At 67.9% G+C, this 25,152-nt stretch carries 24 protein-coding genes; 12 read left to right on the top strand and 12 right to left on the bottom strand.

Translation table 11 applies throughout. From position 1 onward, the window contains the following. The first annotated feature begins 4 nt into the window (after positions 1-4). Positions 5-928: a hypothetical protein gene (locus DMB37_RS27860; protein ID WP_206055021.1), complete on the top strand. Its 924-nt coding sequence runs from the start codon at positions 5-7 to the stop codon at positions 926-928. After that, a complete protein-coding gene (locus tag DMB37_RS27855) occupies positions 925-1,308 on the top strand; it encodes a hypothetical protein (protein WP_135235199.1) in 384 nt (127 codons plus the stop codon). Before DMB37_RS27860 ends, DMB37_RS27855 begins: the two co-directional genes overlap by 4 nt. Before the next feature lie 27 nt (positions 1,309-1,335). On the opposite strand, the gene glpK (DMB37_RS27850) is transcribed toward DMB37_RS27855, so the two are convergent. After that, positions 1,336-2,859 carry a glycerol kinase GlpK gene (glpK, locus tag DMB37_RS27850; RefSeq protein WP_135235198.1) on the bottom strand — a complete coding sequence of 508 codons (1,524 nt, stop codon included), beginning with the start codon at positions 2,857-2,859 and terminating at the stop codon, positions 1,336-1,338. Positions 2,860-2,887: 28 nt separating this feature from the next. Beyond that, a complete protein-coding gene (locus DMB37_RS27845) occupies positions 2,888-3,652 on the bottom strand; it encodes an IclR family transcriptional regulator (protein WP_135235197.1) in 765 nt (254 codons plus the stop codon). Positions 3,653-3,905: 253 nt separating this feature from the next. On the opposite strand from DMB37_RS27845, the gene DMB37_RS27840 reads away from it, so the two are divergent. From DMB37_RS27840 to DMB37_RS27825, 4 genes are all read left to right on the top strand, one after another. After that, complete coding sequence (locus DMB37_RS27840; protein ID WP_135235196.1) at positions 3,906-4,733, top strand: MIP/aquaporin family protein; 828 nt, start codon at positions 3,906-3,908, stop codon at positions 4,731-4,733. A 41-nt stretch (positions 4,734-4,774) separates the two neighbouring features. Next, the gene (gene glpK / locus DMB37_RS27835) at positions 4,775-6,295 is read left to right on the top strand and encodes a glycerol kinase GlpK (RefSeq protein WP_135235195.1); all 1,521 of its coding nucleotides are present in this window, start codon (positions 4,775-4,777) and stop codon (positions 6,293-6,295) included. A gap of 38 nt (positions 6,296-6,333) precedes the next feature. Then, positions 6,334-8,013 (top strand): glycerol-3-phosphate dehydrogenase, encoded by a 1,680-nt coding sequence (glpD, locus tag DMB37_RS27830; RefSeq protein WP_135235194.1) that lies wholly within the window; start codon positions 6,334-6,336, stop codon positions 8,011-8,013. Positions 8,014-8,147: 134 nt separating this feature from the next. Next, positions 8,148-8,798, top strand: coding sequence for a class I SAM-dependent methyltransferase (locus DMB37_RS27825; protein ID WP_135235193.1), 651 nt, complete (start codon positions 8,148-8,150; stop codon positions 8,796-8,798). Here the strand turns inward: DMB37_RS27825 and DMB37_RS27820 are convergent. Together DMB37_RS27820 and DMB37_RS27815 are read right to left on the bottom strand one after the other, a co-directional pair. After that, positions 8,795-9,547, bottom strand: coding sequence for a GNAT family N-acetyltransferase (locus DMB37_RS27820; RefSeq protein WP_135235192.1), 753 nt, complete (start codon positions 9,545-9,547; stop codon positions 8,795-8,797). The two genes, DMB37_RS27825 and DMB37_RS27820, sit on opposite strands and share 4 nt — an antisense overlap. 50 nt (positions 9,548-9,597) lie before the next feature. Beyond that, entirely contained in the window at positions 9,598-9,828 is a 231-nt protein-coding gene (locus DMB37_RS27815) for a hypothetical protein (protein ID WP_135235191.1), read from the bottom strand. An 89-nt stretch (positions 9,829-9,917) separates the two neighbouring features. Here DMB37_RS27815 and DMB37_RS27810 point away from each other — a divergent pair, with 89 nt between their 5' ends. After that, positions 9,918-10,670 (top strand): M24 family metallopeptidase, encoded by a 753-nt coding sequence (locus DMB37_RS27810; RefSeq protein ID WP_135235190.1) that lies wholly within the window; start codon positions 9,918-9,920, stop codon positions 10,668-10,670. Here DMB37_RS27810 and DMB37_RS27805 read toward each other — a convergent pair. Then, entirely contained in the window at positions 10,625-11,164 is a 540-nt protein-coding gene (locus DMB37_RS27805) for a nuclear transport factor 2 family protein (protein WP_167768954.1), read from the bottom strand. The genes DMB37_RS27810 and DMB37_RS27805 overlap by 46 nt on opposite strands. Positions 11,165-11,431: 267 nt before the next feature. Here DMB37_RS27805 and DMB37_RS27800 point away from each other — a divergent pair, with 267 nt between their 5' ends. The 3 genes from DMB37_RS27800 to DMB37_RS27790 all read left to right on the top strand — a co-directional run bounded on the left by DMB37_RS27800 (position 11,432) and on the right by DMB37_RS27790 (position 14,657). Next, positions 11,432-12,646, top strand: a complete 1,215-nt coding sequence (locus tag DMB37_RS27800) for an Ig-like domain-containing protein (protein WP_135235188.1) — start codon at positions 11,432-11,434, stop codon at positions 12,644-12,646. Between the two features lie 66 nt (positions 12,647-12,712). Further along, positions 12,713-14,107, top strand: coding sequence for a pyridoxal-dependent decarboxylase (locus DMB37_RS27795; protein ID WP_135235187.1), 1,395 nt, complete (start codon positions 12,713-12,715; stop codon positions 14,105-14,107). A 94-nt stretch (positions 14,108-14,201) separates the two neighbouring features. After that, positions 14,202-14,657: a cytochrome P450 gene (locus DMB37_RS27790; protein WP_135235186.1), complete on the top strand. Its 456-nt coding sequence runs from the start codon at positions 14,202-14,204 to the stop codon at positions 14,655-14,657. On the opposite strand, the gene DMB37_RS27785 is transcribed toward DMB37_RS27790, so the two are convergent. Then, a complete protein-coding gene (locus DMB37_RS27785) occupies positions 14,569-15,222 on the bottom strand; it encodes an SDR family oxidoreductase (protein ID WP_135235185.1) in 654 nt (217 codons plus the stop codon). The genes DMB37_RS27790 and DMB37_RS27785 overlap by 89 nt on opposite strands. Before the next feature lie 201 nt (positions 15,223-15,423). Here DMB37_RS27785 and DMB37_RS27780 point away from each other — a divergent pair, with 201 nt between their 5' ends. Then, complete coding sequence (locus DMB37_RS27780) at positions 15,424-17,016, top strand: LCP family protein (RefSeq protein ID WP_135237857.1); 1,593 nt, start codon at positions 15,424-15,426, stop codon at positions 17,014-17,016. Between the two features lie 6 nt (positions 17,017-17,022). On the opposite strand, the gene DMB37_RS27775 is transcribed toward DMB37_RS27780, so the two are convergent. Then, positions 17,023-17,481, bottom strand: coding sequence for an SRPBCC family protein (locus tag DMB37_RS27775; RefSeq protein WP_135235184.1), 459 nt, complete (start codon positions 17,479-17,481; stop codon positions 17,023-17,025). A 29-nt stretch (positions 17,482-17,510) separates the two neighbouring features. Continuing rightward, on the bottom strand, positions 17,511-19,163 hold the full coding sequence (locus DMB37_RS27770) for an FUSC family protein (RefSeq protein ID WP_135235183.1): 1,653 nt from the start codon (positions 19,161-19,163) through the stop codon (positions 17,511-17,513). Positions 19,164-19,280: 117 nt separating this feature from the next. On the opposite strand from DMB37_RS27770, the gene DMB37_RS27765 reads away from it, so the two are divergent. Beyond that, the gene (locus tag DMB37_RS27765) at positions 19,281-20,690 is read left to right on the top strand and encodes an amidase (protein WP_135235182.1); all 1,410 of its coding nucleotides are present in this window, start codon (positions 19,281-19,283) and stop codon (positions 20,688-20,690) included. 100 nt (positions 20,691-20,790) lie between these two features. Here the strand turns inward: DMB37_RS27765 and DMB37_RS27760 are convergent, their stop codons facing one another. The 4 genes from DMB37_RS27760 to DMB37_RS27745 form a co-directional block, all read right to left on the bottom strand. Next, positions 20,791-21,108, bottom strand: coding sequence for a hypothetical protein (locus tag DMB37_RS27760; protein WP_135235181.1), 318 nt, complete (start codon positions 21,106-21,108; stop codon positions 20,791-20,793). 371 nt (positions 21,109-21,479) lie between these two features. Then, positions 21,480-22,499 carry a cation diffusion facilitator family transporter gene (locus tag DMB37_RS27755; RefSeq protein WP_135235180.1) on the bottom strand — a complete coding sequence of 340 codons (1,020 nt, stop codon included), beginning with the start codon at positions 22,497-22,499 and terminating at the stop codon, positions 21,480-21,482. A 131-nt stretch (positions 22,500-22,630) separates the two neighbouring features. Then, positions 22,631-23,689 carry an alpha/beta hydrolase gene (locus DMB37_RS27750; protein WP_370465220.1) on the bottom strand — a complete coding sequence of 353 codons (1,059 nt, stop codon included), beginning with the start codon at positions 23,687-23,689 and terminating at the stop codon, positions 22,631-22,633. Positions 23,690-23,930: 241 nt separating this feature from the next. Beyond that, positions 23,931-25,145, bottom strand: a complete 1,215-nt coding sequence (locus DMB37_RS27745; RefSeq protein WP_135235179.1) for a sugar ABC transporter permease — start codon at positions 25,143-25,145, stop codon at positions 23,931-23,933. Positions 25,146-25,152: the final 7 nt, after the last annotated feature.

Below are 25,152 nucleotides of genomic sequence, written 5' to 3'. Positions count from 1 at the left end.
GATCATGGATACCGCCCCCGCTACGGCGGAGCTGGACAGCCCCGCCGACACCCACCTCGATCGCATCGAACCCGCGCACACGCCCCATGAGGTCCCGTGCCCGACCTGCTCGGGTCAGGCCGCCGCGCTGCGGCTGTCCGACGTGTACGCGATCGGCCGGATCGAAGCCCGATTCCCGTCGCTCGCTGTGGAAAAGGAGTTCGCCCAGTCGGTCGGCCGCGCCGTCACCGACGGTCAGACCGACCGGGAGACCTTCGCCACCGTCCTGTCGGATCCGGACAACCGCTATCTCGCGCGGGCCTTGTGCTGGGTATTGACCATTCGCGAGCTGGAGACCTACATCGTGCTCCCGCGCGATCCCAGCGACCTGGACCGCTTGATCGAGGCGCTGCGCCCCCGGCCGCGCCCCGGCGACCTCGACGTGGTCATCGGCACCCGCGGCCCGTTGGCCGCACCTGCGATGTGCAACGGCCTGGTGGTCCCCGTGGTGCACTTCGACCAGCTCTACTCCTTCGACCGGGCCGAGCTGATGGGCGCGCTCCCGCGCTCCGAAGGGGTCAGCGACGACCAGTTCACGGCCGCCGCCGAACTGGTGCTCGACCGCATCCTGCACGTCGCCGACAACGCGGGCGCCACCGACGAGCATCGCGCCCTGAACTACCTCGCGATGCGCTACTCGGAGATATACCGGCGCACCGCAACACAATTCGAGGCCAACTTCTCGCTGACCGGCGTCGATGTCCGACCGTCGTCGCTGGGCGGTGGCCGGTCGATCGTGGACTGCATCTTCTCCTACACCGACCGGCGCACCTCGTTCACCGAGAAGTACTTCGTCGCCGTCGACGTCACCGAGCGGGTTCCCGTTCCTGATCGGCAGCCTCGGCCCCTACTACGACCGCACCAGCACCTACTGAGGAGAGCACCATGAGAACACCAGGATTCACCGCGGAACAGTCCCTCGGCCGCACCGGACGCGTCTACCGGACCGTCGACCGAGCCGGCGGTTTCCGAGGAACGAATCTGCTACCACAGCAGGATGATTGGGACGCCGAGGGAGGCGGCGTCGGGACCGAGGCCACCTGTTGCCGCAAGAAATGTCCCGGAGCGTGTCATTGCAGCGGACACCAAGGGCACTGTGACTCCGTGGTCGAGGAGGCGCAGCCCGAGTTCCTGATGGCCGGACCGATCGACAAGTGCGTATCGACCGACGGAAGGTCGCATGCGTACTGCTCGTGCGGTTGCTGGGCAGACGCGCACGACGCAGGCTGCGGGGAGTGCCCGGAGCTGCCGGAGCCGATCTACCTGTAGCCCATCACGTGCTGGACGAGAAGCGCCTCAGGCTCCTTGCCGATGTCGTTTCGAACGCAGCCAGCCGAAGGTCAATTGCACCGCGCGCTGCCAGTTCTCGTACTCGTCCGCGCGGTGGACCGGATCCATCTGCGGCATCCATTGCGCGGCGAGGCGCCAGTTGTTGCGCAGGCCCTCCAGGTCCGGCCAGTAGCCGACGGCCAGCCCGGCGGCGTAAGCCGCACCGAGCGAGACGGTTTCGGCGTTGAACGGGCGCATGACGGGCACGTCGAGGACGTCGGCGACGATCTGCATGAGCAGGTTGTCCGACGTCATGCCGCCGTCGACGCGCAGTGCGCGGGCCTGTAAACCGGAGTCGGCGTTCATCGCGTCGACCACCTCGCGGGTCTGCCATGCGGTCGCCTCCAGGACGGCACGGGCGATGTGGCCCTTGGTGATATAGGACGTCAGGCCGGCGATCAGGCCGCGCGCGTCACTGCGCCAGTGCGGCGCGTACAGACCGGAGAACGCGGGCACGATGTAGCAGCCGCCGTTGTCTTGCACTGTGCGAGCGAGGGTTTCGATCTCGGGCGCGCTGGCGACCAGGCCGATGTTGTCGCGCACCCACTGCACCAGCGAGCCGGTCACCGCGATCGGCCCCTCCAGCGCGTACACCGGTTGCTCGTCGCCGATCTGGTAGCCGATGGTGGTGAGCAGGCCGTGCGAGGACTGCACCAGTTCGCGGCCGGTGTTCATCATGAGGAAGCCGCCGGTGCCGTACGTGCACTTGGTTTCCCCACGCGCGAAACAGGTTTGGCCGAACAGCGCGGCGTGCTGGTCACCCAGCGCGGCGGCGATCGGGATGCCGGGTACCACCCGGCGGGTCGTGCCGTACGACGCCGTCGAAGGCTGGATGCGCGGCAGCATGGCCGCGGGGATCTCGAAGAAGCTCAGCAGCTCCGCATCCCAGGTCAGCGTGGTGAGGTTCATCAGCAGGGTGCGGCTGGCGTTGGTGACATCGGTCAAATGCAGGCCGCCGTCGACGCCACCGGTCAGATTCCAGATCAGCCAGGTTTCCATGGTGCCGAACAGCACCTCGCCGCGTTCGGCCCGATCCCGCAGGCCCGGAATGGTATCCAGCAGCCAGCGCAGCCGGGGTGCGGCGAAGTAGGTGGCCAACGGCAGGCCGCACAGCTCTCGAATGCGTTGCGCGCCAGGCTTTTCCTCGAAGTCACGGACCAACTCCTCGGTGCGCGTGTCCTGCCAGACGATGGCCCGCCGGATCGGCGTGCCGGTGCGGCGATCCCACACCACCGTGGTCTCCCGCTGATTCGCGATGCCGAGGGCGGCAACCTGATCGGCGGTGATACCGGAGTCGCGCAGCGCCTGCGGCACGATCCGGTCCACATTGCGCCAGATCTCCATCGCGTCCTGCTCGACCCAGCCGGGCCGCGGATAGTGCTGCTGGTGCTCGCGCTGTGCCACACCGACCAGGCGTGCGCGCTGATCGAACAGGATGCACCTGGTGGAGGTGGTGCCCTGGTCGATCGCGAGCACAAACCGCTGCGTCATCCGTGTCCTCTCGTGCCATATAGGTGTGTCAGTGTCCGGCGCCGAGATCCCGCGAGACCGCGTGCGCGGCGTCGCGCACCAGGCCGATCAGCGCGGGACGGTGCCGTAATTGCGGGTCGCAGAGCCGGTCGACCGGTCCGCTGATGCCGATGGCGCCCACCACGAGTCCGCCGTGCGCGCGGATGGGTGCCGCGATGCCCGCTTCGCCGGGCCGGAATTCTTCGGTGTCCCCCGCCCAGCCTGCCTGCCGCACCGCGGCGAGGGCCCGATTGAGGGTGGGACGGTCGACGATGGTGCGGCGGGTGAGCGAGGGCAGCTCGCCCGCGCGCACCGTGGCCGCGAGTTCCGCGTCGAAGGCCAGCAGCACCTTGCCGAGCGCGGTCGCGTGCGGCGGCAGCAGTTCACCGAGCTCGAGGGCCTGTTCGGTGTTGTCCGGGCGGAAGACGTGGTGCACGACCACCACGCTGCCGTCTACCGGCGCGCCGATGCGGACCGCCTCGCCGGTGCGTGCCGCGAGTGCGTCGGCCCAGTTGATGGCGCGCGAGCGCAGCTCGTTGGCATCGAGATAGCTGGTACCGAGATGCAACAATGCCGCGCCCAGCTGGTATTTGCCGGTCGCCGCGTCCTGTTCGACGAACCCGACGCCTTGCAGGGTTCGCAGAATTCCGTGCGCGGTGGGTTTGGCGAGGTCGAGCGCGCCGGCGATCTCGCCGACGCCCAAGCGGCCCGCGCCGCGGGCGAGCAGCCGCAGAATGGCCGCCGCTCGTTCGATCGATTGGATCGGACCGGGCATGAACCGAAACCTAACCTCTCGATTCGACAATGTCGAACATGTGGTGAACGGCGAGCAACACACCCGGCGCACCGGTGTGACGTGCGTCATGTCGACGCCCTCGGGCGCCCGACAGTAGCGGCAGCGGCCCCCCACAACCAGCCCGACCGTTCAGCATTGTCGAACGTGCCCTATGTCCGGTTCCTCGATCCGGTCGTAACGTCGAGGTCCGCAGGGTCGCATCGGCGGCCGCAGGGCGAACGGAGACTCAACGGTGAACTTCGGCTCGATCTTCCTGAGTGAAGCACTCGGCACGGGAATGCTGGTGCTACTCGGTGTCGGCGTGGTCGCGAATGTATTGCTGACCAAATCCAAGGGATTCGACGGTGGCTGGTTACTGATCAACTTCGGCTGGGGCTTCGGCGTGCTCGCCGGGGTGTACGTGGCCTATAAGACCGGCGGCCACCTCAATCCCGCCTACACCATCGGCGTCCTGTTCAGCGGCGCCGATCAATACGGCCCCGACATCGACATCACTGTCGCCACCACCATCGCCTACATCACCGGCCAGCTGGTCGGCGCGTTCGTCGGCGCGAATCTGGCCTATGTGGCCTACAAGCGGCACTTCGACGAAGAGACCGACGAGGCGAAGAAGCTGGGTGTGTTCGCCACGGGTCCCGCGATCCGCGGGCTGCGCTGGAACTTCGCCACCGAGGTGATCGCCACCTTCGCGCTCGTCCTGGTGCTGCTGTCCATCGGCCACACCGCGACCGGTCTCGGCCCGCTCGCGGCGGCGTTGCTGGTGGTCGGTATCGGTGCCTCGCTCGGTGGGCCGACGGGGTATGCCATCAACCCGGCTCGTGATCTCGGGCCTCGGCTCGCGCATGCGCTGCTGCCGGTCAGCAAGGGTGTCGCCGCCGCACCGGTTCGTGAGCCCGCGGGTGCGGGTGTCGGCGGGTCTTCTGCCGAACGACTGCCCGAACACACCGGTTCACCCGGTCCCAATCGCAAGAGTTCCGACTGGAGCTACGCCTGGGTCCCGATCCTCGGTCCGCTGGCGGGCGGCGTACTCGCCGGGCTGGCCTCTCAGGTCCTTTTCTGAATCTCTTTCTCGCTCAGTATTTTTCTTTCGAAAGGACCACGATGAGCCAGTACGTCGGCGCCATCGATCAAGGCACCACCAGCACGCGCTTCATGGTGTTCGATCACAACGGCAACGAGATCGCTCGCCACCAGCTCGAACACCAGCAGATCCTGCCGCGCGCGGGCTGGGTGGAGCACGATCCGACCGAGATCTGGGAACGCACCAGGGCGGTCATCCAGAGCACCCTCACCAAGGCCGATCTCAACGCCAGCGACCTGGCCGCGGTCGGCGTCACCAACCAGCGCGAAACCACCGTGGTGTGGAGCCGCCGCACCGGGCGTCCCTACTGCAACGCCATCGTCTGGCAGGACACCCGCACCGATCGCATCGCGGCCGAACTCGAGCGGGCCGGCCACGGCGACACCATTCGGCACAAGGCCGGATTGCCCCCTGCCACTTACTTTTCCGGCGGCAAGCTGCGCTGGATCCTGGACAACGTGCCCGGTGTCGCCGAGGCGGCCGAGCGCGGCGAGGCGATCTTCGGGACCACCGACAGCTGGCTGCTGTGGAACCTGACCGGCGGGGTCGACGGCGGCGTGCACGTCACCGACCCGACCAATGCCAGCCGCACCATGCTGATGAACCTGGAGACCTCCGACTGGGACGACGAACTGTTGTCCATCTTCGGCATTCCGCGGTCCATGCTGCCGGCCATCGCGCCGTCGTCGAATCCCGAGCTGTTCGGAAAGACCAGGGCCGACGGACCTTTCGGCGGCGAGGTGCCGCTGGCCGGTGTGCTCGGCGACCAGCAGGCGGCCACGGTCGGCCAGGTGTGTTTCCGGCCCGGCGAGGCGAAGAACACCTACGGCACCGGAAACTTCTTGCTGCTCAATACCGGTACCGAGATCGTGCGCTCGCAGCACGGGCTGCTCACCACGGTCGCTTACCAGTTCGGCGACGACAAGCCGGTGTACGCGCTCGAAGGTTCGATCGCGGTGACCGGTTCGGCGGTGCAGTGGCTGCGCGATCAGCTCGGCATCATTTCCGGTGCGTCGCAAAGCGAATCGCTGGCCAGGCAGGTCGACGACAACGGCGGCGTGTACTTCGTCCCCGCGTTCTCCGGACTGTTCGCGCCCTACTGGCGCTCCGACGCGCGCGGCGCCATCGTCGGGCTGTCCCGCTACAGCACCAACGCCCATCTGGCGCGGGCGACGCTGGAATCCATTTGCTACCAGACCCGCGACGTGGTCGAGGCCATGCAGGCCGACTCGGGCGTAAAGCTCGACGTGCTGCGGGTGGACGGCGGCGTCACCGCCAACGAGCTGTGCATGCAGCTGCAGGCCGACTTCCTCGGCGTGCCGGTGTCGCGACCGGTGGTCGCGGAGACCACCGCGCTCGGCGCCGCCTACGCGGCCGGGCTGGCCGTCGGATTCTGGAGCAACACCGACGAACTCGTGCAGAACTGGCACGAAGACAAGCGCTGGAACCCCACCGGAACCGAGGAGCAGCGCGCACGCGGCTACGCCCGCTGGCAGAAGGCCGTGTCGCGCACCCTCGACTGGATTGACGTAGACGACTGAGTCGCCGACGCGAATATCACTGGAACAAGGAGAGATTCATGTCAGCACGATTAGACCCCACCTACCGCGCCACCGCGGTCGAGGCACTAGGCGACGACGAGATCGATGTGCTGGTGATCGGCGGCGGCGTGGTCGGCGCGGGCGCGGCTCTGGATGCCGCCTCGCGCGGCCTGAGCGTCACCCTGGTGGAAGCCAGGGACTTCGCGGCGGGCACGTCGAGCCGCTCCAGCAAGCTCATCCACGGCGGGCTGCGGTATCTCGAACAGCTCGACTTCTGGCTGGTGCGCGAGGCTTTGAAGGAACGCGGCCTGCTGCTGAACAAGCTGGCGCCGCATCTGGTGCGCCCGGTGTCGTTCCTGCTGCCGCTGCAACACCGGGTCTGGGAGCGCGCGTACATCGGTGCGGGCGTCGCCCTGTACGACACCATCGGTGGTGCACGAGCCCTGCCGATGCACCGGCACCTGACCCGCACGCGCGCACTGGAATTGGCGCCCGCGCTGCGCGAGGACTCGATGACCGGTGCCATCCGCTACTTCGACGCACAGGTCGACGATGCGCGCCACACCATGACGATCGCCCGCACCGCGGCCCAGCACGGCGCGACCGTGCTCACCCGCACCAAGGTCACCGGGCTGCTGCGCGACGGTGAGCGGGTGATCGGCGCGCAGGTCACCGATCTGGAGACCGGGCGCGAGCACACCGTGCGGGCCCGCAGGGTGATCAGCGCGACCGGCGTCTGGACCGACGAGATGAACCGGATGACCGGCGTCGAGTTCCCGTTCCACGTGCGCACTTCCAAGGGCGTGCACATCCTGGTACCGCGCGAGCGCCTCGATCTGGACACCGGGCTGATCATGCGCACCGAGAAGAGCGTGCTGTTCGTGATCCCGTGGCACCAGCACTGGATCATCGGCACCACCGACACGGACTGGTCGCTGGACAAGGATCATCCGGCCGCGAGCAACGCCGACGTGCAGTACATCCTCGATCACGTCAACGCGGTGCTGCGGGATCCGCTGACCCGCGACGACATCGTCGGCACCTACGCCGGGTTGCGTCCGCTGGTCTCCGGCGCGTCCAGCGACACCGCGAAGCTGTCGCGCGAACACGCGGTGGCGGAACCGGTTCCGGGGCTGTTCGTGATCGCGGGCGGCAAGTACACCACCTACCGGGTGATGGCGGCCGACGTGGTGGACGCCGCGGTGCAGGGCCTCGGTCGTGCGGTCGCCCCGTCGGTGACCGAGAAGCTGCCGCTGCTCGGCGCGGTCGGCTACCAGGAGATGGCCGCCGACCTCGACAGCCTCGCGCAGCGCACCGGGCTGTCGAAGGCCACCGTGGAGCATCTGCTCGGGCGCTACGGTTCTGCCGTGCACGACCTGTTCGAGCTGATCGCCGAGGATCCGGCGCTCGGCGAGCCGCTGGCGGGCGCCGAGGAGTACCTCGCCGCCGAGGTCGTCTACGCGGTAACTCACGAGGGCGCACTGCATCTCGACGATGTGCTCACCCGGCGTACCCGGATCTCCATCGAGGCGTCGGACCGCGGTCTGCTCGCCGCGCCGGAGGTGGCCTTCCTGATCGGCGCCCGGCTCGGCTGGGATGCCGCCGACGCCGAGCGTGAGCTCAGCCGCTACCGGGACCGGGTCGAAGCCGAGTTGGCCGCCAACCAGGCGGCCGACGACGAGGCCGCGAACGCCGCGCGTTTGGTGGCCGTAGCCTGACACCGCGACGCCCGGTGAGCTCGATCCTGTTTCAGGCCTGCTGTTTCGGCTGCGGATCGAGTTCGCCGGGTGCCCTCCGGTTCTGGGCATCGAACCGTTGACCTCAACCCCTGTTCAGGATGGATCATCGAGGTATGACTCGTCCTGCCGATATCTGGAATGCCGCCTACGACAACGACATCGCCCCCTGGGTGATCGGTGAACCGCAGCCTGCGATCGTCGCGCTGGAGCGCGACGGTTGTATCTGGGGGCGGGTGCTCGACGCCGGTTGCGGGACAGGCGAACACACGATCATGCTGACGAAGCTCGGCTACGACGTGCTCGGTATCGACCTGTCCCCCAGCGCGATCGAGTTCGCCCGCGCCAACGCTGCCGCGCAGGATGTTCCGGCTGCCGAGTTCGAGGTGGCCGACGCCATCGCGCTCGGCACTGCCGAGGCCCCACCGATTTTCGACACGATCGTGGACAGCGCCCTGTTCCACATCTTCGGTACCGAGCCCGACGCACGCGCGGCCTACGTACGCAGCCTGCACGCGCTGTGCAAGCCGGGCGGACTGGTCAATATCCTCGCGCTGTCCGACACCGACCCCGGCTTCGGACCGCAGATCAGCGACACGGTGATTCGTGAATCATTCACCGACGGTTGGGAACTGGAAGACCTCCAGCCGTCGCAGTACCGCGGCCGGGTCACCCAGCCCGCACTGGAACAGCGGCCCGACCTCGGCCTGCAGGAGGGCAGCATCATCGACCTGGTGGCGTGGCAGGCTCGAATCCGTCGCGTTTAGCCATCCATCCCGGCGTGCCCGTCGGGGGTCGACTCATCGGTCTCCAACTCGGCCCCCTTCGGATGCTCCTCCGCATGCGTCGGCTTCGAATGCTCGCCGGCGAAGTCCGCGTCCTCCTGCTGCGCCTCGGCCGTCGTCCGATCCTTCTCTGCTCCACTCATGCCGGCCGGATACCCGTCATTGATCCGAGCATGCAGGTGCATGTCGTGCCAGCCATCCGCGTGCAACCCCGCGCTTCGCTTCGTGCCCTCCAGGGCATAGCCGAGCTTGGCCGCCACGCGACACGACCGTTGGTTCGCTACCGAGTGAGTCAGCTCCAAGCGATGAAAGCCGGTCTCGAAAGCCCATGCGGTGAGCGCGGATATCGCGCGCGGCGTAACAGCCCGGCCGCGGGCGGCGGGCGCCGTCCAGTAGGCGACCTCAGCCTGCCCGCCCGCCAGCTCCAAGTTCTTCAAGGAGGCTCGTCCGACGAGCCGACCGGTGCCGATATCGGCGACCGCCCAATTGGCGGCAACACAGGCGCTCCATGTCCCGACCCACGCGTCGATCCATTCGCGAACCTCGGCGAGTGAGTCGGCGCTGCGGACATGCCAGCGTTGGATCAGCGGATCGGTGAACGCCTCCAGGACTTCCTGCGCGTCATCGACCGTCCACGGCCGAAGGGCCAGACCGTCACCCGTGGTGAGCACGGGCTGCGTTGCCCGGGTGAATCTTTCGGCGTCGACCAAACTTTCCGTCAGCAGCGGCATGCCGCGAATTGTCCGCCTCGGCGGCATTCGCGGCACGTCTTGTTCCGGGGTCAGCCCAGCCGCTTGGCCAGCAGCGCCTTGCCCTGCTCGCCGCCCTTCACGCTTTCGCGCTGGGCGCGGCGGAAGAATTCGCCGAGCTCGGTGTCGCCGTCGCGTTCGGCGTCCTGCGCGTAGAGCTCCATGCGCAGGGCGTTGCTCAGGCACTGTTCGGTGAACCAGATGAGGTTGTAGTTCTTGTCTTTGGTGCCGGTGATCGCACCGGTCTCCTGATCGATGGCCATGTGCCATACCTCCTTTGTCGCCCCGCTATCGCCGTACCCGGCGAATCCGCACGGAAACCGGTGGTGACCAGATGATCTAGGGTCGAGTTATGGAGACGGATGTGGCGGAGGCCGAGCGGGTTTCCGCGCTGCTGGCGGCGGAGGCCAAGGCGGTCGCGCTGTTCGACGAGGTGGTCCGCCGGGGCATCATCGCGCCGGGGATGCGCGAATCAGCAGTGAGCGACGCGGTGCGCGATCTCGCCGATGAGATGTTCGGCACGCGACGGTACTGGCACAAGCGGATCGTGCGATCCGGGAGCAACACCCTCGAGCCGTACAGCGCGAACCCGCCGGACCGGGAGATCGGCGCGGACGACATCTGTTTCCTGGACTTCGGACCGATCTTCGCCGACTGGGAAGCCGACTTCGGGCGCACCTTCGTACTCGGTGACGATCCGGCCAAGCTGGCCTTGCGGGACGCGCTGGAACCGCTCTGGGAGCAGGGCCGCGCCTACTTCGAGGCCCATCCCGACATCACCGGCGACCAGCTCTACACCTATGTTTCCCACCAGGCCGCCGAGCAAGGGTGGGAACTGACCGCGGAAATCGCAGGCCATCTGGTAGGCGAGTTCCCGCACAAGCAGATCTCCGGCACCGAGCTCACCTCATACGTGGCGGCGGGCTCGACCGTGCCGATGCGGCGACTCGATCCGAAAGGCCGGATCTGCCACTGGATTCTGGAGATCCACCTGGTGGATCGCGCGCACAACATCGGTGGCTTCTTCGAGCAACTGCTGGATCTGCGCCCCGCGGTGAGTCAGGCGACGGCCTCGTCCTGGCCCCGGTTCGAGCCGAGGCCGTAGCCGGGCACATTGATACCCGGCACGTCGGCGCCCAACGCGATGATCTGGTTGAGCGTGTTGTGGTATTGACGCACCTCGGCGATCGCGCCGCCTTCGAAACGGACCTCGCTGAGCACCATCGCGTGATAGAGGCGTTCGCTCTCCAGCGCGGTGAATTCACCCTCGACCTCGGCGAGCCAGGCGTGCGCGGTGGCGAACGGGCGGACAGCGATGCGGGACAGGCTGCCCGGGCTCCACAGTTCGGTGCTCCACCACAGCATGCTTTCGTGTAGCTCGGCGCGCCCCTCGATCATGGTCGGCATGCCGGGCGGCTGCCAGGGCGCATGGAACCGCACATCGTCGGTGACCAGGTCCAGCACTTGTTCGTGGTCCTGCAGGAAGAGCAGTTCGTAGAAGCGTTCGAGCGCGGCGCGTTCGACAGCCGCGTCGGGGAGTCCGGCGGAGCCGGTGCTCCGGTTGCCGACACGTCTCCGGTCCCGCGGAGCGGTTGTCATGCTGATCATCACAAGCCTTCCTGTCGTGCCGGTTGATCGCTCAATGATGAGCCAGCAAATCATGAGCAAACAAGCGTCGTCAATGACGGCTTCCGTAAATATCGCGCCACGTGACCTGCCGATAAGCGCATATGGGACGACCTCGACACCCTCGCCCGACTCGGATGCGGCCAGAAGTGCGCCGCACGCGGGCCGGTAAACTTCTGAACGGGACAAAAGTCGAGAGAGGTGCGCAGCGGGAAGCGCACGGCGAACACAGGAGAAATCATGTCGAGTCGCCGCTTCCGATCCAGCGTGGCCGGGATTGTCATCCTGGTCATCGCACTGGTGGTTGCCGGTTGTTCAGGGTCGGAGTCGAAGCAGCCGGGAGCGGCCGACCCCGCGCCGCCCGCCATCTCCTTCACCCCGGCACCGGGTGCGAAGGACATCGACCCGACCGCACCGGTCCAGGTCAGCGGGGGTGAGGGCATGTTGACCTCGGTCAGCATGACCAACGAGCAGGGCAAACAGATCGAGGGCATCCTGACGCCGGACAAGACGGCGTGGAAACCCACCGAACCGCTCGGCTACGGCCACACCTACACCATCACCGCCGAGAGTCTCACGATCACCGGCCGCAGCGGCCCGCAGACCTCGACGTTCGCCACGCTGACGCCGAACAACCAGACCAAGGTCTACTTCGAGAACACCGGCGGCGGGCTGCTCGACGGTGGCACCTACGGCGTCGGCGCCGTCATCGTGGCCCACTTCGACGAGGACGTCCCGGACCGGGCGCTGGCCGAGAAACGGCTGTCGGTGACCACGACCCCGCAGCTGGAGGGCTCGTGGTACTGGCTCGACAACCGCCGCGCGCACTGGCGCCCGCGCGAGTACTACCCGCCGGGCACGAAGGTGAACGTCGCGGCCAACATCTACGCGGTGGACCTCGGCAACGGCCTGTACGGCCAGGAGGACAGCAAGGCGTCGTTCACCATCGGCGCCTCGCACGTGTCCATCGCCGACGACAACACCAAGCAGGTCCAGGTCTACGAGAACGGCAAACTCGTCCGCTCCATGCCGACCTCGATGGGCATGGGTGGCAGCGAGACCGTGGGCGGCAAGACGATCACCTTCTGGACCCAGCCCGGCGTCTACACGGTGATGAGCAAGGCCAACCCGGTGATCATGGACTCCTCCACCTTCGGGCTGCCGGTCAACTCGCGGCTCGGCTACAAGGAGACCATCAACTGGGCGACCAGGATCAGCACCGACGGCATCTACCTGCACGAACTCGCCTCGACCATGTGGGCGCAGGGCAACACCAACACCTCGCACGGCTGCCTGAACCTCAGTCCGGAGAACGCGCGCTGGTTCTACGAGTTCTCGCTCCCCGGCGATGTGGTCGAGGTGCGCAATACCGGCGGCGCGCCGCTCGAGGTCTGGCAGAACGGCGACTGGGGCGTGCCATGGGATCAGTGGTTGCAGGGCAGCGCGCTGAAGTAGCGGCAAGGCCAGCACCTTCGGACTGGCTCCCGACAAGACGGGTGCCCGGCTCGTAGCGTCGGCAGGGTGGACGAAAACCTTGCCAACGACCTGGCCGAGCTACCCGCACTGCTGGACGCGGTGCGCGCGTCGGCGACGGACCTGTTGACCGGCATCGACACCCGGCCGGTCGCGCGGGCACCGAAAGAGGTAGGGCTCGAAGAACTTCCGGAGCACGGTGTCGGCCTGCGCCGGGCGCTCGCGCTGTTCCGCGAGCGGTGGGAGCCCGGGTTCTCCGGCAGCGCGGGACCGCGCTACCTCGGCTTCGTCACCGGCGGCGCCACCCCGGCCTCGGTCGCGGGCGACTGGCTCACCGGGGTGCTCGATCAGAACGCGATGTCGGGCGAGGACTCCGCGGCCGTCGAGCTCGAACAGCAGACGGTCGATTGGATCGGGCGGCTGTTCGGCCTGGATCAGCACACCGGGGCTTTCGTCAGCGGGGCGACCATGTCGAACTTCGTCGGGTTGGCGATCGCGCGGGAGTGGCTAGGCGAGCAGCGCGGAATCTCGGTGGCACAGGCCGGACTCGGCGCGCTCGGGCCGGTGCGCGTGCTGTCGGGGACGCCGCACTCCAGCATCGTCAAATCGTTGTCGATGCTCGGGATCGGCCGCGACAGTGTGCAATTGGTGCCGACCCTGCCGGGCCGGGAAGCCGTCGACGTGGCCGAGCTCGGCTCGGCGCTCGCGGCGCTGGATGGTCAGCCGGCCATCGTGGTGGCCAATGCGGGCACGGTGAACACCGTCGACTTCGACGACCTGCGCGCGATTGCCGCACTGCGCCAGCGTTATCCGTTCTGGCTGCATGTGGATGGTGCGTTCGGTGCGTTTGCGGCGCTCTCACCAGAGCACGCCGCGCTGGTCGACGGTCTGGGCGAGGCGGATTCGGTCTGCGTCGACCTGCACAAGTGGCTCAATGTGCCGTATGACGCGGCGGTCCAGTTCACCCGGCACCGCGATCTGCAACTGCGCGTCTTCCTGAATTCCGCCGCGTATCTGACCGCGCCCACCACCGACACCCCGGATTTCGGGCACCTGGTCCCGGAGAACTCGCGGCGGCTGCGCGCGCTTACCGCCTGGTTCTCCCTGACCGCGTACGGCCGCGATGGCCACCAGGACATCGTCCGGCGCAATATCTCCTGCGCGAACAACCTCGCCGAGCAGCTCACTGCCACCGGACTACTCCGGCTCGTCGCGCCGGTCCGCCTCAATGTCGTCTGCTTCACGCTAACCGACCGGGCCACCGCCGAGCGGGTCGACGCACTGGCCGAAGCCATTGCCGAGACCGGCGAAACCTTCGTGACGCCAACCATTTACGAAGGGCAACCGGCGCTGCGTGCCGCATTCAGCAACTGGCGCACGACCGACACCGACGTGGACCGGGCGGCCAAGGCTATTACCGCAGCAACGCTGGCCCTGTCCTGATCATTCGGCCGCTGCCATGGCGCGAGCCGGTCGCCTGGGCGCATGCTGAACACTGTTCCTCGACCCGCCCGACCACACCCGGCTGCGGCGGCTGGTGTCGAAGGCCTTCACCCCGCGGGTGGTGCAGCAGCTCGCGCCCCGGATCACCGAGATCGTCGACGACATCCTCGACAAACACTCGGCGGCAGGCGCATTCGACGCCGTCACCGCGTTCGCCTATCCGCTGCAGGTGACCGTCATCTGTGAACTGCTCGGCGTGCCGCTGGAAGACGAAGCGCGGCTGAGCCATTGGTCGGCCCTGCTGGCCCGCACGTTGGACCCGACCTCGAAGCAGGCCACCGAATTCCGCGCCGATCCGGCCGAGATACAGCGCGCCGGAACCGAACTCAGCGGCTACTTCGAGCAGCTGATCGAGCGCCGTCGCGCCACCCCCGGACCGTGGTCTTCGGCACAGCGGCTGGTCAGCCGTTGTAGGACGTGTGCGGCGTCCATGCGTCGAGCGGGCGGACCGCGGCGGCGTGCAGTGCCTCGGCGACTCGGTCCCTGGTGAACGCTCCCTCGCCGAGCACACCGTTGATCTGCACCGCGACGGCCCGAATACCCTTGGGCGCCAACGTGGTATCCAAGCTGGTGACGAGGTTGCGGACCGCCGCCTTCTGCACGCCGAGCGACGCGGCCTGGTTCCACGGCTTGTCCGCCGCGGCGCTTCCGGTGACCAGCACTCGCGCGCCCTCGGCGAAGAACGGCAGCGCCGCCTGGACGGCTGGCAGCAGCGCGGCGGCACCGATGGTGAAGTCCTCGATCAGCTCCGGCACCGACAGCTGCAACGGGTCCGCCTGCCGGAACATGCTCGGGTTGAAATGCAGCACATCGATCCGGCCGTGCTGCTGCCCCACCTCCGTCACCACCCGGGTCACGTCGGCCGGATCGGACAGGTCGACGCCGACGCCCTCGGCGTCGAAGCCCTCGCCGCGTAACTGCGCGGCGAGCGGCTCGGCCTCCTCCGGCAGCCGGCAGGCCAGGAACACCGCGTGATCGTCACGGGCGAAGAGTCGGGCAACGGCCAATCCGACACCGGGACCGGCGCCGAGCACGAGAAGCACGGGAGCAGACATGGGCTCGAGCCTAGACCGCGTCACCACTACATAACCGACGATGATCTGGGTATTACGCGCGCGTGCGTACTCTCGACGGAGTCGGACAGCGATCGAGACGGCGAGGAACAATCCGTGGCACGAGTGCCGAAGAAGGCGGAGGGCACAGAGTCCACGGCGATGGACCCAGCGTCCGCGGCGATGGACCGAGCGTCCGCAGCGATGAGCGATGACGACACCGTCGAGTTCGCCAAGGTCACCGACCCGCCCGCACGCCGCGCACGGCACCGCCGCGCCGCCCCGAAAGCCCGCCGAGTAGCCGCGCCCCCGCACCGGTCCCGGAGCGTGGCGAAGAACGCGGTGCGGGTGCTCGTCTCGGTCACCGCCTTCGCGGTGCTCTCCGGTACCGGGTTCGCATGGTCGGCCAAGGTCGACTTCAACAACGGGTTCAACCGCTCCGATGCGATCGGCGCCGACGCACCGCATTCGCTGGGCGGTGACCTCAACATTCTGCTGATCGGTTTGGACACCCGAAAGGACCAGAACGGCAACGCCCTGCCGAAAGAGATCCTCGACAAGCTGCACGCGGGCGACAGCGACGACGGCGGTTACAACGCGAATTCGCTGATCCTGCTGCATGTCCCGGCGGATATGCGCAAAGTCGTCGCGTTCTCCATCCCGCGCGACAGCTACGTCTCGGTGTCCGGTATCCCGGGTTACGACAAGATCAAGATCAAGGAGGCGTACGGGCTCAAGAAGGCGGCCACGGAAGCCAAACTGATCGCGAACGGCGAAAAAGACCAGCTCACCCTGGAACGCGCAGGGCGGGAAGCGGGCCGGGCGTCCATCGTGTCCACCGTCCGCAACCTGACCGGCGTGCCGATCGACCGGTTCGCCGAGGTAGCCCTCGCCGGCTTCTATCACCTGGCCGAGGCGCTCGGCGGTGTCGACGTGTGCCTGAACAAGGCCGTCGACGACAGCTACTACTCCGGTGCTGTGTTCCCCGCCGGGCCGCAGCACCTCAACGGTTCCGAAGCGCTCGCCTTCGTCCGGCAGCGCCACAACCTGGAGAACGGCGACCTCGACCGGACGCGCAGGCAGCAGGCCTACCTCACCTCGGTCGCCAAGTCGCTCAAGGACTCCGGCACGCTGACCAATCTGGGCAAGCTCAACGAGCTGATGAAGGTGGCGCACCAGGACGTGGTGCTCTCCGACGGCTGGGACCTGCTCGACTTCGCCAGCAGCCTCGGTGCCGCGGGCTCGATAGGGGTCGAGTTCCGAACGCTGCCGGTGCTGCGCTACGACACGATCAACGGTCAGGACGTCAACATCATCGATCCGGCCGCGATCAAGAAAGAGGTGCGGTCCGCGTTCGGGGTCGAGACGCCGAGCACCACCCCGGCGCGCCCGCCGACCAGCACGGTCGACGTGCTGAACGCGGGCAGCGTGGCCGGAATGGCGGGCCAGCTGTCCACCGCGCTGACCGCCCGCGGCTATCGCGAGGGCACAGTCGGCAACCGCGGCAGTGCCACCACCACGACCACGGTGACCTATGGCACCGGCGCCGAGGCGGACGCCACCCAGTTGGCCGAAACCCTCGGCGGACTCACGGCCACCGCCGGAACGAGTGTCGCGCCGGGGCACATCCAGGTGGTCCTCGGCAGCGACTTCACCATGCCCGACGAGCTGGCCGCGAGCTCGGCCACGTCGACCGCGCCGACCACGGTCACACCCACCACCCCGAGCGAGCCCGCCCCCGACACGGGCAAGCCGATCACAACGACGATCGGCAGCACCGTCCCCTGCGTGAACTGACGGGGGTTACCCCTGTTCTACGACGGCCTTGATGCGATTCAACGTTTCCCGCATCCCGTTGACGTTCGTCTTGCGGCGCGCCCGACCGGCCAGCAGCCAATACACCCGCAAGACCGGGTTGCTGTGCAGCTGAAACGATTCGGTGACGTCGGTGCCGCCGTCGACCGGCTCGAACCGATAGCGCCACGTATTGATCGGCATATTGCCGGGGCCGAGCACCGTGAAGGCGAATTCGCGCCCCGGCTCGGCGGCGTCGATCCGGCACACCGTCCAATACTTCAGACCCCAGCCGTTGCGGTTCACGTGTCCGCGGAACTTCACCCCGACGGCGGGTCCGGTAGCGCCACCGAGCCATTCGGCGGCGAAGGTCTCCGGACTGAAGCGCCCGGTATTGGTGATATCGCTGACCAGCTCCCAGATCTTGTCGGCGGGCGCGGCCATTCGCACTGTCACACTGTCCTGCATGCTCGAACGCTAGCAGGAGTAAGCACTCGCTAGGGGTGCGTGGAAACCGGCGTCAACGCATCGAATTCGGCAATCCAGCGGTCCGGGTCGGCCAGCAGCGCGCCAGGGGGCAGCTCCCAGTAGGCGGCGAGCAGGTCGTAGCCGAGGTGAGCGGTGGCGGCGTGCGCGGGCCAGTGCTCGGCGGTCCACGCGGGTTCTTCGGTGGCCGAGTCGATTCCGCTGCGTGCGACGCCGACCAGTTCGAACTGCAACTGCTGGGTCAGCGCGACCGCAGGGGCACCGGCCGGCTCGGTGCGCGATAGTTCCAGCAGGTCGCGGGCGACGGCACCTACCCGCCGCTCGATCCAGCGGAAAGTGCGCCGGTGTGCGCGCGGGACGACGACGTGCGGCACGAGCACCGCGATCCCCACGCCGAGCACGGTCTCGATGAAGCGGTCGCGGATCAGCGGCGCGACGGCGCCGTCGGGGGTGCTGCCCACCGCGAGCAGCGCGATGGGCGTGATGAAGATCGCGGCCAGCGCGTAGTTGCGTGGCACGAACAGCTCCATGCAGAACAGCAGCGCGGCCACCAGCGCGACAAGGGCATAGCCGGTGAACGCCAGCTGATGCACCACCCCGAACAGCGCCAGGCCGACGATCGTGCCGACGAACCGGTGAATGCCACGCACCTTGCCGCGCACCCGGTCGGGGCCGATCTGCAACACCATCAGCGCGGTGAACACCGCCCAGTGCGGGCGCGGCTGGCCGAGCAGTGCGCTCAGTCCGCCGGCGGCCAGGCAGGCGACGCCGACCCGGAAGGCGCTGATGGTCGGGTGCGAATCGAACGACAGCGCGCGACGCAACCGGAACCAGACGCCCGGGCGCACGAACGAGATCAGCGGGTCGACCACCAACTCGTTGGTGTCGTCATAGGCCGGACCCGCGAGGCGGCGGCGGGCCGTCACCAGTTCGGCCAGCAGCTCCGAATCCGGTGTCCGGCTCGGCAGGCCTGCGTCGTAGACCGCGGCCCACGCCTCCGCCACCGCGCCGCCCGCCTGATGGCGCAGGTCGATGGCGGGCAGGCCCGCTGACCGGGCCGACAGATAGGCATCGACGGCGTTGATCGCCGCTTCGACGGCGACCCGTTCGGGCTTGCGCCGGTCGCGCAGCACGCCCGCCATCGACGCCAGCACCGACGCGCCGACGCCGAAGGCGGTGCAGGACAACAGCGCTGCCGTCGAGATGCCCGCCTCGGCGGCCATCATCGCGCCGCCGCAGGCGATCACGAACAGCAGTGCGCCGGGCGGGCCGAGCCGCAACGCGTCGATCGCGTAGACGGCGACCACCGCGACGATTGTCAGCAAGGACACGGTCAGCAGCGAGGCGCCGAGTCCACCGGCGAGCCCGTGTCCGAGCATGGCGCCGACACCGCAGCACGCGAGCAGTGCGAGGCCCGCGGTGAGCACCACGCCCGCCCGCATGCGGTACGCCCTGCGCTCCCCGTACATCACCGCGAAGGCGCCGAACAGCACGAACAGCGCGTGCTCCGGCTGCCCCAGCGCCACGACCACCGCGGCAGGCAGCGCGAAGGCCAGCGCGGACCGCAGGCCAGGACTCCACCGACGGCCCGCGGGCGGAAGCGCGAACAGCAGGGCGCCGATCCGCCCCTGCGGCGGCACCGGGTCGGAGACCGACGAAACCATCAACTTCCTTCCTGGTCGTCCAGCGGGGTTGCCGCTCCACCGTAGACCGCCGACCTGCGGGTGACGGCCGCCACTTGGACAGTCGACCCGGTGCCCGCGCGTGGCTAGATTCGTGGAGTGACCGCTGACGCTCAGACCACCCGCATCCATTCCTTCGCCGACGACGCGCTCGGCGAGCACGACGCGGTCGCGCTGGCCGAGCTGGTGCGCAGCGGAGAACGCAGCCCGCGCGAGCTGGCCGCCGCGGCGGCGGACCGGGCACGCGCGGTCGAGGAGCTGGCGGCCGTCGCGTACGAGAGTTACGAGCAGCCGCTGCTGCCCGCCGAACCGACCGGCAGGCTCTACGGCGTCCCGACATTCGTGAAAGACAATGCCGACATCGTCGGGATGCCGAGCAACCACGGCACCCAGGCGTTTGCGGCCAAGCCCGCGAAGGAGCACGGCGGGTATGCCCGCCAATTCCTCAGTGCAGGCATGACGGTGCTCGGCAAGAGCACGCTGCCCGAGTTCGGGTTCAACGCCACCACCGAGCCGCCGTTCGCCCCGCCGACCCGAAACCCTTGGCACACCGGTTATTCGGTGGGCGGTTCGTCGGGCGGGTCGGCCGCGCTGGTCGCCGCGGGCGTGGTGCCGATCGCGCACGGCAACGACGGCGGCGGGTCTATTCGTATTCCGGCGGCCTGCGCCGGTTTGGTCGGGCTGAAGCCGAGCCGCGGTCGGCACATCGATTCGGCGATGGCGCGCAAGCTGCCGATCAATATCGTGAGCGAGGGTGTGCTGACCAGGACGGTGCGCGACACTGCGGCGTATACCGCTGCGGTGGAAGAGTTTTGGCGCAACCCGGCGTTGCCGCCGATCGGTTATGTCGAGGGTCCGGGGTCCAAACCGCTGCGTATCGCGCTATTGCTGGAGAACGTGGGTGGCCCGGTGCCGACGGGTCCGATTCGGTCGGCGGTCGAAAAGGTCGCTGCCACGCTGGAATCCCATGGCCATCGGGTCGAGCCGGTGCCGTTGCCGTTCGATGCCGCGCTGGAGACGGCGTTTCTGCACTATTGGGGTCTGCTCGCCACGTTCGTCGCCTCGACCGGCAAGATCGCCGACCGCAGCTTCGACGCCGGCCGGCTCGACGATCTCACCCTCGGCCTGCGCCGCCACTTCCTGCGCAGCGCATGGCGTCTCCCGTTGACCCTGTACCGACTACGCGCCGCGGCCGCGACCTACGAGCGCGCCCTCGGACCGTACGACGCGGTCCTGCTGCCCACCCTCGGCCACGAAACCCCCGAGCTCGGCTATCTCAGTCCCACAGTGCCGTTCGACGAACTGCTCGACCGCCTGCGCACCTACGTCTCGTTCACCCCGATCAACAACATCACCGGCACCCCCTCGATCACCATCCCCGCCGGCCTCACCCCCTCCGGCCTGCCCATCGGCATCCAGTTCGCCGGCACCCGAGGCAACGAACGCACCCTCCTCGAACTCGCCTACCTCCTCGAAGCCGAACAGCCCTTCCCCCGCCTCGTCGGCTAGCCGGACCGAAAGCCCGCCCCCGCAGCACAATCACAAGCAGCAAGCCGGTCGACTCCGACGGAAGTGGACCGGCTTGCCCAGCGGTAGCTGCCGCTATCGGCTAGTACACGTAGAGGACACCACCGATGTAGCCTGCTTTGTTGTTCCACTGCGGCAGGTGGCTCCCGGCGTCGTTCCACAAGCAGCCTGCCGCCGATTCTCTACCTTCACCCGCAGCGACGGATCCGGCCACCCAGGCCCGGCATTCCTGCTCATTCCGGAAGACACAGGCGATGACTCGGCCGCTGTCCCACGCGTCGATACAGGTCTGCGGCGCCGTGGCCGCCGACGCCGATCCCGCACCGCCCACCGTCAGGAACGCCGCACCGAGTACCCCCGCGGCAAGTCCGGTGATGAGTCGAACACGTTGAGTAAGCAATGTAATCCCTCCCCTACTTGAATCATTCGAACCTGAATATTCGAATGTTGCTCGCCCCTTGATATTTGGAGGCTGGCACCTACAAAAGCTAGGGACCTGAACCTGTTTCCTGCTTATAAGATCCTTAACGTGCTGCTCGAGGCTGTTAACGCTTCGCTTACGCGGGGGTGCTGGGTCGTGCTGACCGATCCCGCCGTATTCCAGGCTCGGTTGAGGGTTGCGACCACGCACCACCTGCTCGCAAACAAGGCCCTCGGCACAGTCGCCGTCGTGGCCGAAAGGCTACTCGGGCACCGTAATCGGTGGACTATGCATACCTCGCGCGGCGTCGAACGTCCCGCGAGAGGTAGGCACGGTCGGCGAGCGTGGGCCTAAGGGTGGTCTAGACCGGGGCGTTCGCGGTGGATGGGGCCGTGGGAGTCGTCGCAGTGTTCCTCCAGTACCGGGAGTAGGCGGTCCGCGGTGGGGCCTGCGGCGGTGGCGACCAGTTGGGAGTGGTCGACCTGGAGGGTGGTGTGGGTGATTTCGTAGTCGTGGTCGAGGAGGCGTTCGATCTGCTGGCGCAGGCCGTGGCAGTCGGCGCCCGGTTGGACGAGAACGTGTGCGGACAGGGCGACGTTGCCGGAGGTGATCTGCCAGACATGCAGGTCGTGTACCTCGTCGACGCCGGGGATCTCGACGAGGCGCCGGCCGAGCGCATCCGGATCCACGCCCGCGGGGGCGGCTTCCAAGAAGATGCGGCCCGATTCGCGGACCAGGCCGAGGCCCGCCTTCACCATCAGCGCGACCACGACCAGCGTGGCGATCGCGTCCGCGCGGGCGAATCCGGTGAGCAGCACGACGACTCCGGCAACGGCCGTGGCGATGAAGCCGTACAGGTCGTTGAGCACATGCTGGAACGCGCCCTCCACGTTGAGACTGGAGCGGTTCGCCTTGCTGATCGCCCACGCCGCAACGACATTCACCACGATGCCGACCAGCGCGGTGACGACCACCAGCCCACCGGTCACCTCCGGCGGATCGAGCAGGCGACGGATGGCCTCGTAGGTGAGCCAGCCCGCGAGCACGAGCAGCGTGACGCCGTTCGCCTGCGCGGACAGGATCTCGGCCCGCTTGAAGCCGTAGGTATATTTGCCGCGCGCGGGCCGGGCGGCGATCCGAATCGCGGTGAGCGCGAGCACGATCGATGCCGCGTCGGTGAGCATGTGCGCCGCGTCCGAGAGCAGGGCCAGCGAATTCGCCAGCAGACCCACCACGACCTCGATCGACATGAATCCGGCGATCAGCGCCAGCGCGACCGTCAGCCAGCGGCGATCGGCGTCACCGGACACCCCGTGCGAGTGTGCGTGGCCGTTGCCATGGCCGTGTCCGTGCTCGTGTTCATGTCCCATTAGCCGCCCGCTTTCATCACCGCCACGTATGCGCATATCTGCATCGGTTTACCCACCTTAGCCCACCCTATGCCGACCGCAACCTCCTACGTGGGATGACCTGGATCACACGGCTGCGGTCGGCGGGTAGCTCAGCTGTACAGGCCCTTGGCGAGCACCGGCCACGACGCGACGAACGCGTCCTGCCAGTAGCCCCACGAGTGCGTCCCGGTCAGGGTGAAGTCGAAGGTGGCCGGAATACCCAACTGGTGCAACCGATTCTGCAGATTCACCGAGCACATCCGGATGCCCGCCTCGATCGCACCGCCGACCACCAGCTGATCGGTCCACTGCGCGACGCCGGGCTTGATCTGGAACGGTCCGTCGAGGGCGTCGTGCGGGCCGGGCAGTCCGCTGCCGCTGGAGACGAACAGGTTCACGCCGCGCAGTTTGTCCGCGTGCACGAGCGGGTCGTTGGCCGCCCAGCGCGGACTGCCGGGCGGGCCCCACATGTTGGCGACGGTCCCGCCGCCGCGTTCGACCGTCATCTGGACGAACGCCTCGCCGATCGGGTCGCTGGTCTGGGCGCAGCCGCTGTAGGAAGCGACGCTGCGATACAGCTCGGGCTCGGCGATGGACAGGGCGAGCACCGAGGTGCCCGCCATCGAGAGACCGGCGATCGCGTTCACCTTGTTGGTACCGAGCGCGGCGTCGATCAGCGGCGGCAGTTCCTCGGTGAGGTAGGTCTTCCACTTGTTCGGGCCGAGCACCGGGTCGTAGTTCATCCAGTCCGTGTAATAGCTGAACTGACCGCCGACCGGCTGCACCACGTTGACGTTCTTGTCCGACAGGAAGTCCAGCACGTTCGTGCGCAGCTGCCAGCTGGCATCATCCACGCCGCCGCCCGCACCGTTCAGCAGGTAAAGCGTCGGCCTGGGCTGGGTGGTGTCGGCGGGGCGCTGAATGTCGACCGGGAAGGTCGCGCCGTCCATCGCCGCCGACCGCACCCAAATACGAATATTGCGGCCGTCGGGTTCCTCGACCCGCGCGATCACCGAGCCGTCCGGCGCGGCGGGCGTGCCGACCCAGGCCGCGCTCGACCAGGCCGGCGCCTCGGCCTGCGCACCGGCCGCGGTGCCGACACCGAGACACAGTGCCGCCGCGAGTACTACCGCGCGAGCCCGAATCCGCCACGTGCAACTGCGATCCACGAACACACTCCCAAAACCCCGACCCACACAACTGGCGAACTCGTACCCAACTCCCAGCGTGTCGGGCAGACGTCCAGCTGCGTTACCGGGTCGCGGTGTTCGATCGCACACATCGGCCCTGCATCGACGGACCCATCACAGCCTCCCGTCGCACGGCGAACCTGCGGGACCACCTGAACGCGAGACAACCCGAGTCGCGTTCAGGCGCCCCTCCGCCGGGCGATCGTGGATCGCCCGTAGCTCAGCGCGCTCCCTCGGCGCCGCGCCGCGCGACCGAGTCGATGGCGACCGAGATCGCGAGGACAGCACCGGTGACCATGAAGCGCACCGAGGAGTCCACGTTGAGCAGCAGCATGCCGTTCGTGATGGATTGGATGACCAGAATGCCGAGCAGGGCGGCGTAGGCGCGGCCGCGCCCGCCGAACAGGCTGGTGCCGCCGATCACCGCGGCGGCGATGGCGTTGAGCAGGATGTCGCTGCCGCCGGAGCTCTGGTTGACCGCGACCAGGCGGGAGGCGGCGAGGATGCCGCCGAGGGTGGCCAGGGCGGAGCAGCCGACGAAGGCGGCGATGCGGATCCCGGTGACATTGATGCCTGCCCGGCGCGCCGCCTCGGCGTTGCCACCGACCGCGTACATGCGGCGGCCGAACACCGTCCGGCGCAGGATCAGGTCGAGAGCCAGCACGAGACCGCCGAAGATGACCAGGGTCAACGGAACGCCGCGATCGGTATTCAGCACCGCGACGGTGGCACCGAGCAGAACGGCGAGGCCACCCGAGCGCAGCACGATCCAGATCGGTGCAGGCACATCGAGTTTGGCGTGGACGCGTTGCTGCCTGGTGATCAGGCTCGCGGCGAGATGCCCGCCCGCGAGCAGCGCGACGAGCAGCCAGCCGAGCGCAGGCGCGAGCCAGGTATCGCTGATGGTGGCGATGCCGCGGTCGAAGGGCAGGTTGACGGTGCCTTCCTTGCCGAGCAGGTACAGCATCAGCCCCTGCCAGCCGATCAGCCCGGCCAGCGTCACGACGAACGACGGCATGCTCAGCATCGTGCGCATGAGTCCGTGCAGCAGGCCGATCGCGGCGCCGACGGCCACCGCGGCGATCACCGCGACGACGACGTTCCAGCCGTGGCGCACGTAGAGCAGCGTCATCACCACGGCCGTCAAACCGCTGACCGAGCCCGCGGAGAGGTCGATCTCGCCGAGCAGCAGCACCAAAACGATGCCCAGCGCGATGGTTCCGGTCGCGGCCATCTGCAAAGCCAGGTTGGTGAGGTTCTCCGCGGAGAGGAAATGAGCGTTGAGCCGGTAGAACACCGCCGCGATGATCACCAGCCCGATCGCGACCGGTACCGAGCCGACCTCGCCCCGGCGCAGACGATCCAATGCGGCATCGGCCAACCCGCGCCCCTGATTTCCTTGCCAGACAGTTTTTTTCACAACGATGTCACTCATGACCTAC

It is taken from the genome of Nocardia sp. CS682, from assembly GCF_004634405.1.
Taxonomy (GTDB): Bacteria; Actinomycetota; Actinomycetes; order Mycobacteriales; family Mycobacteriaceae; genus Nocardia; species Nocardia ninae.
The sequence above is the reverse complement of the archived record's forward strand: the minus strand, read 5'-3'. Positions and strand labels throughout refer to the sequence as shown.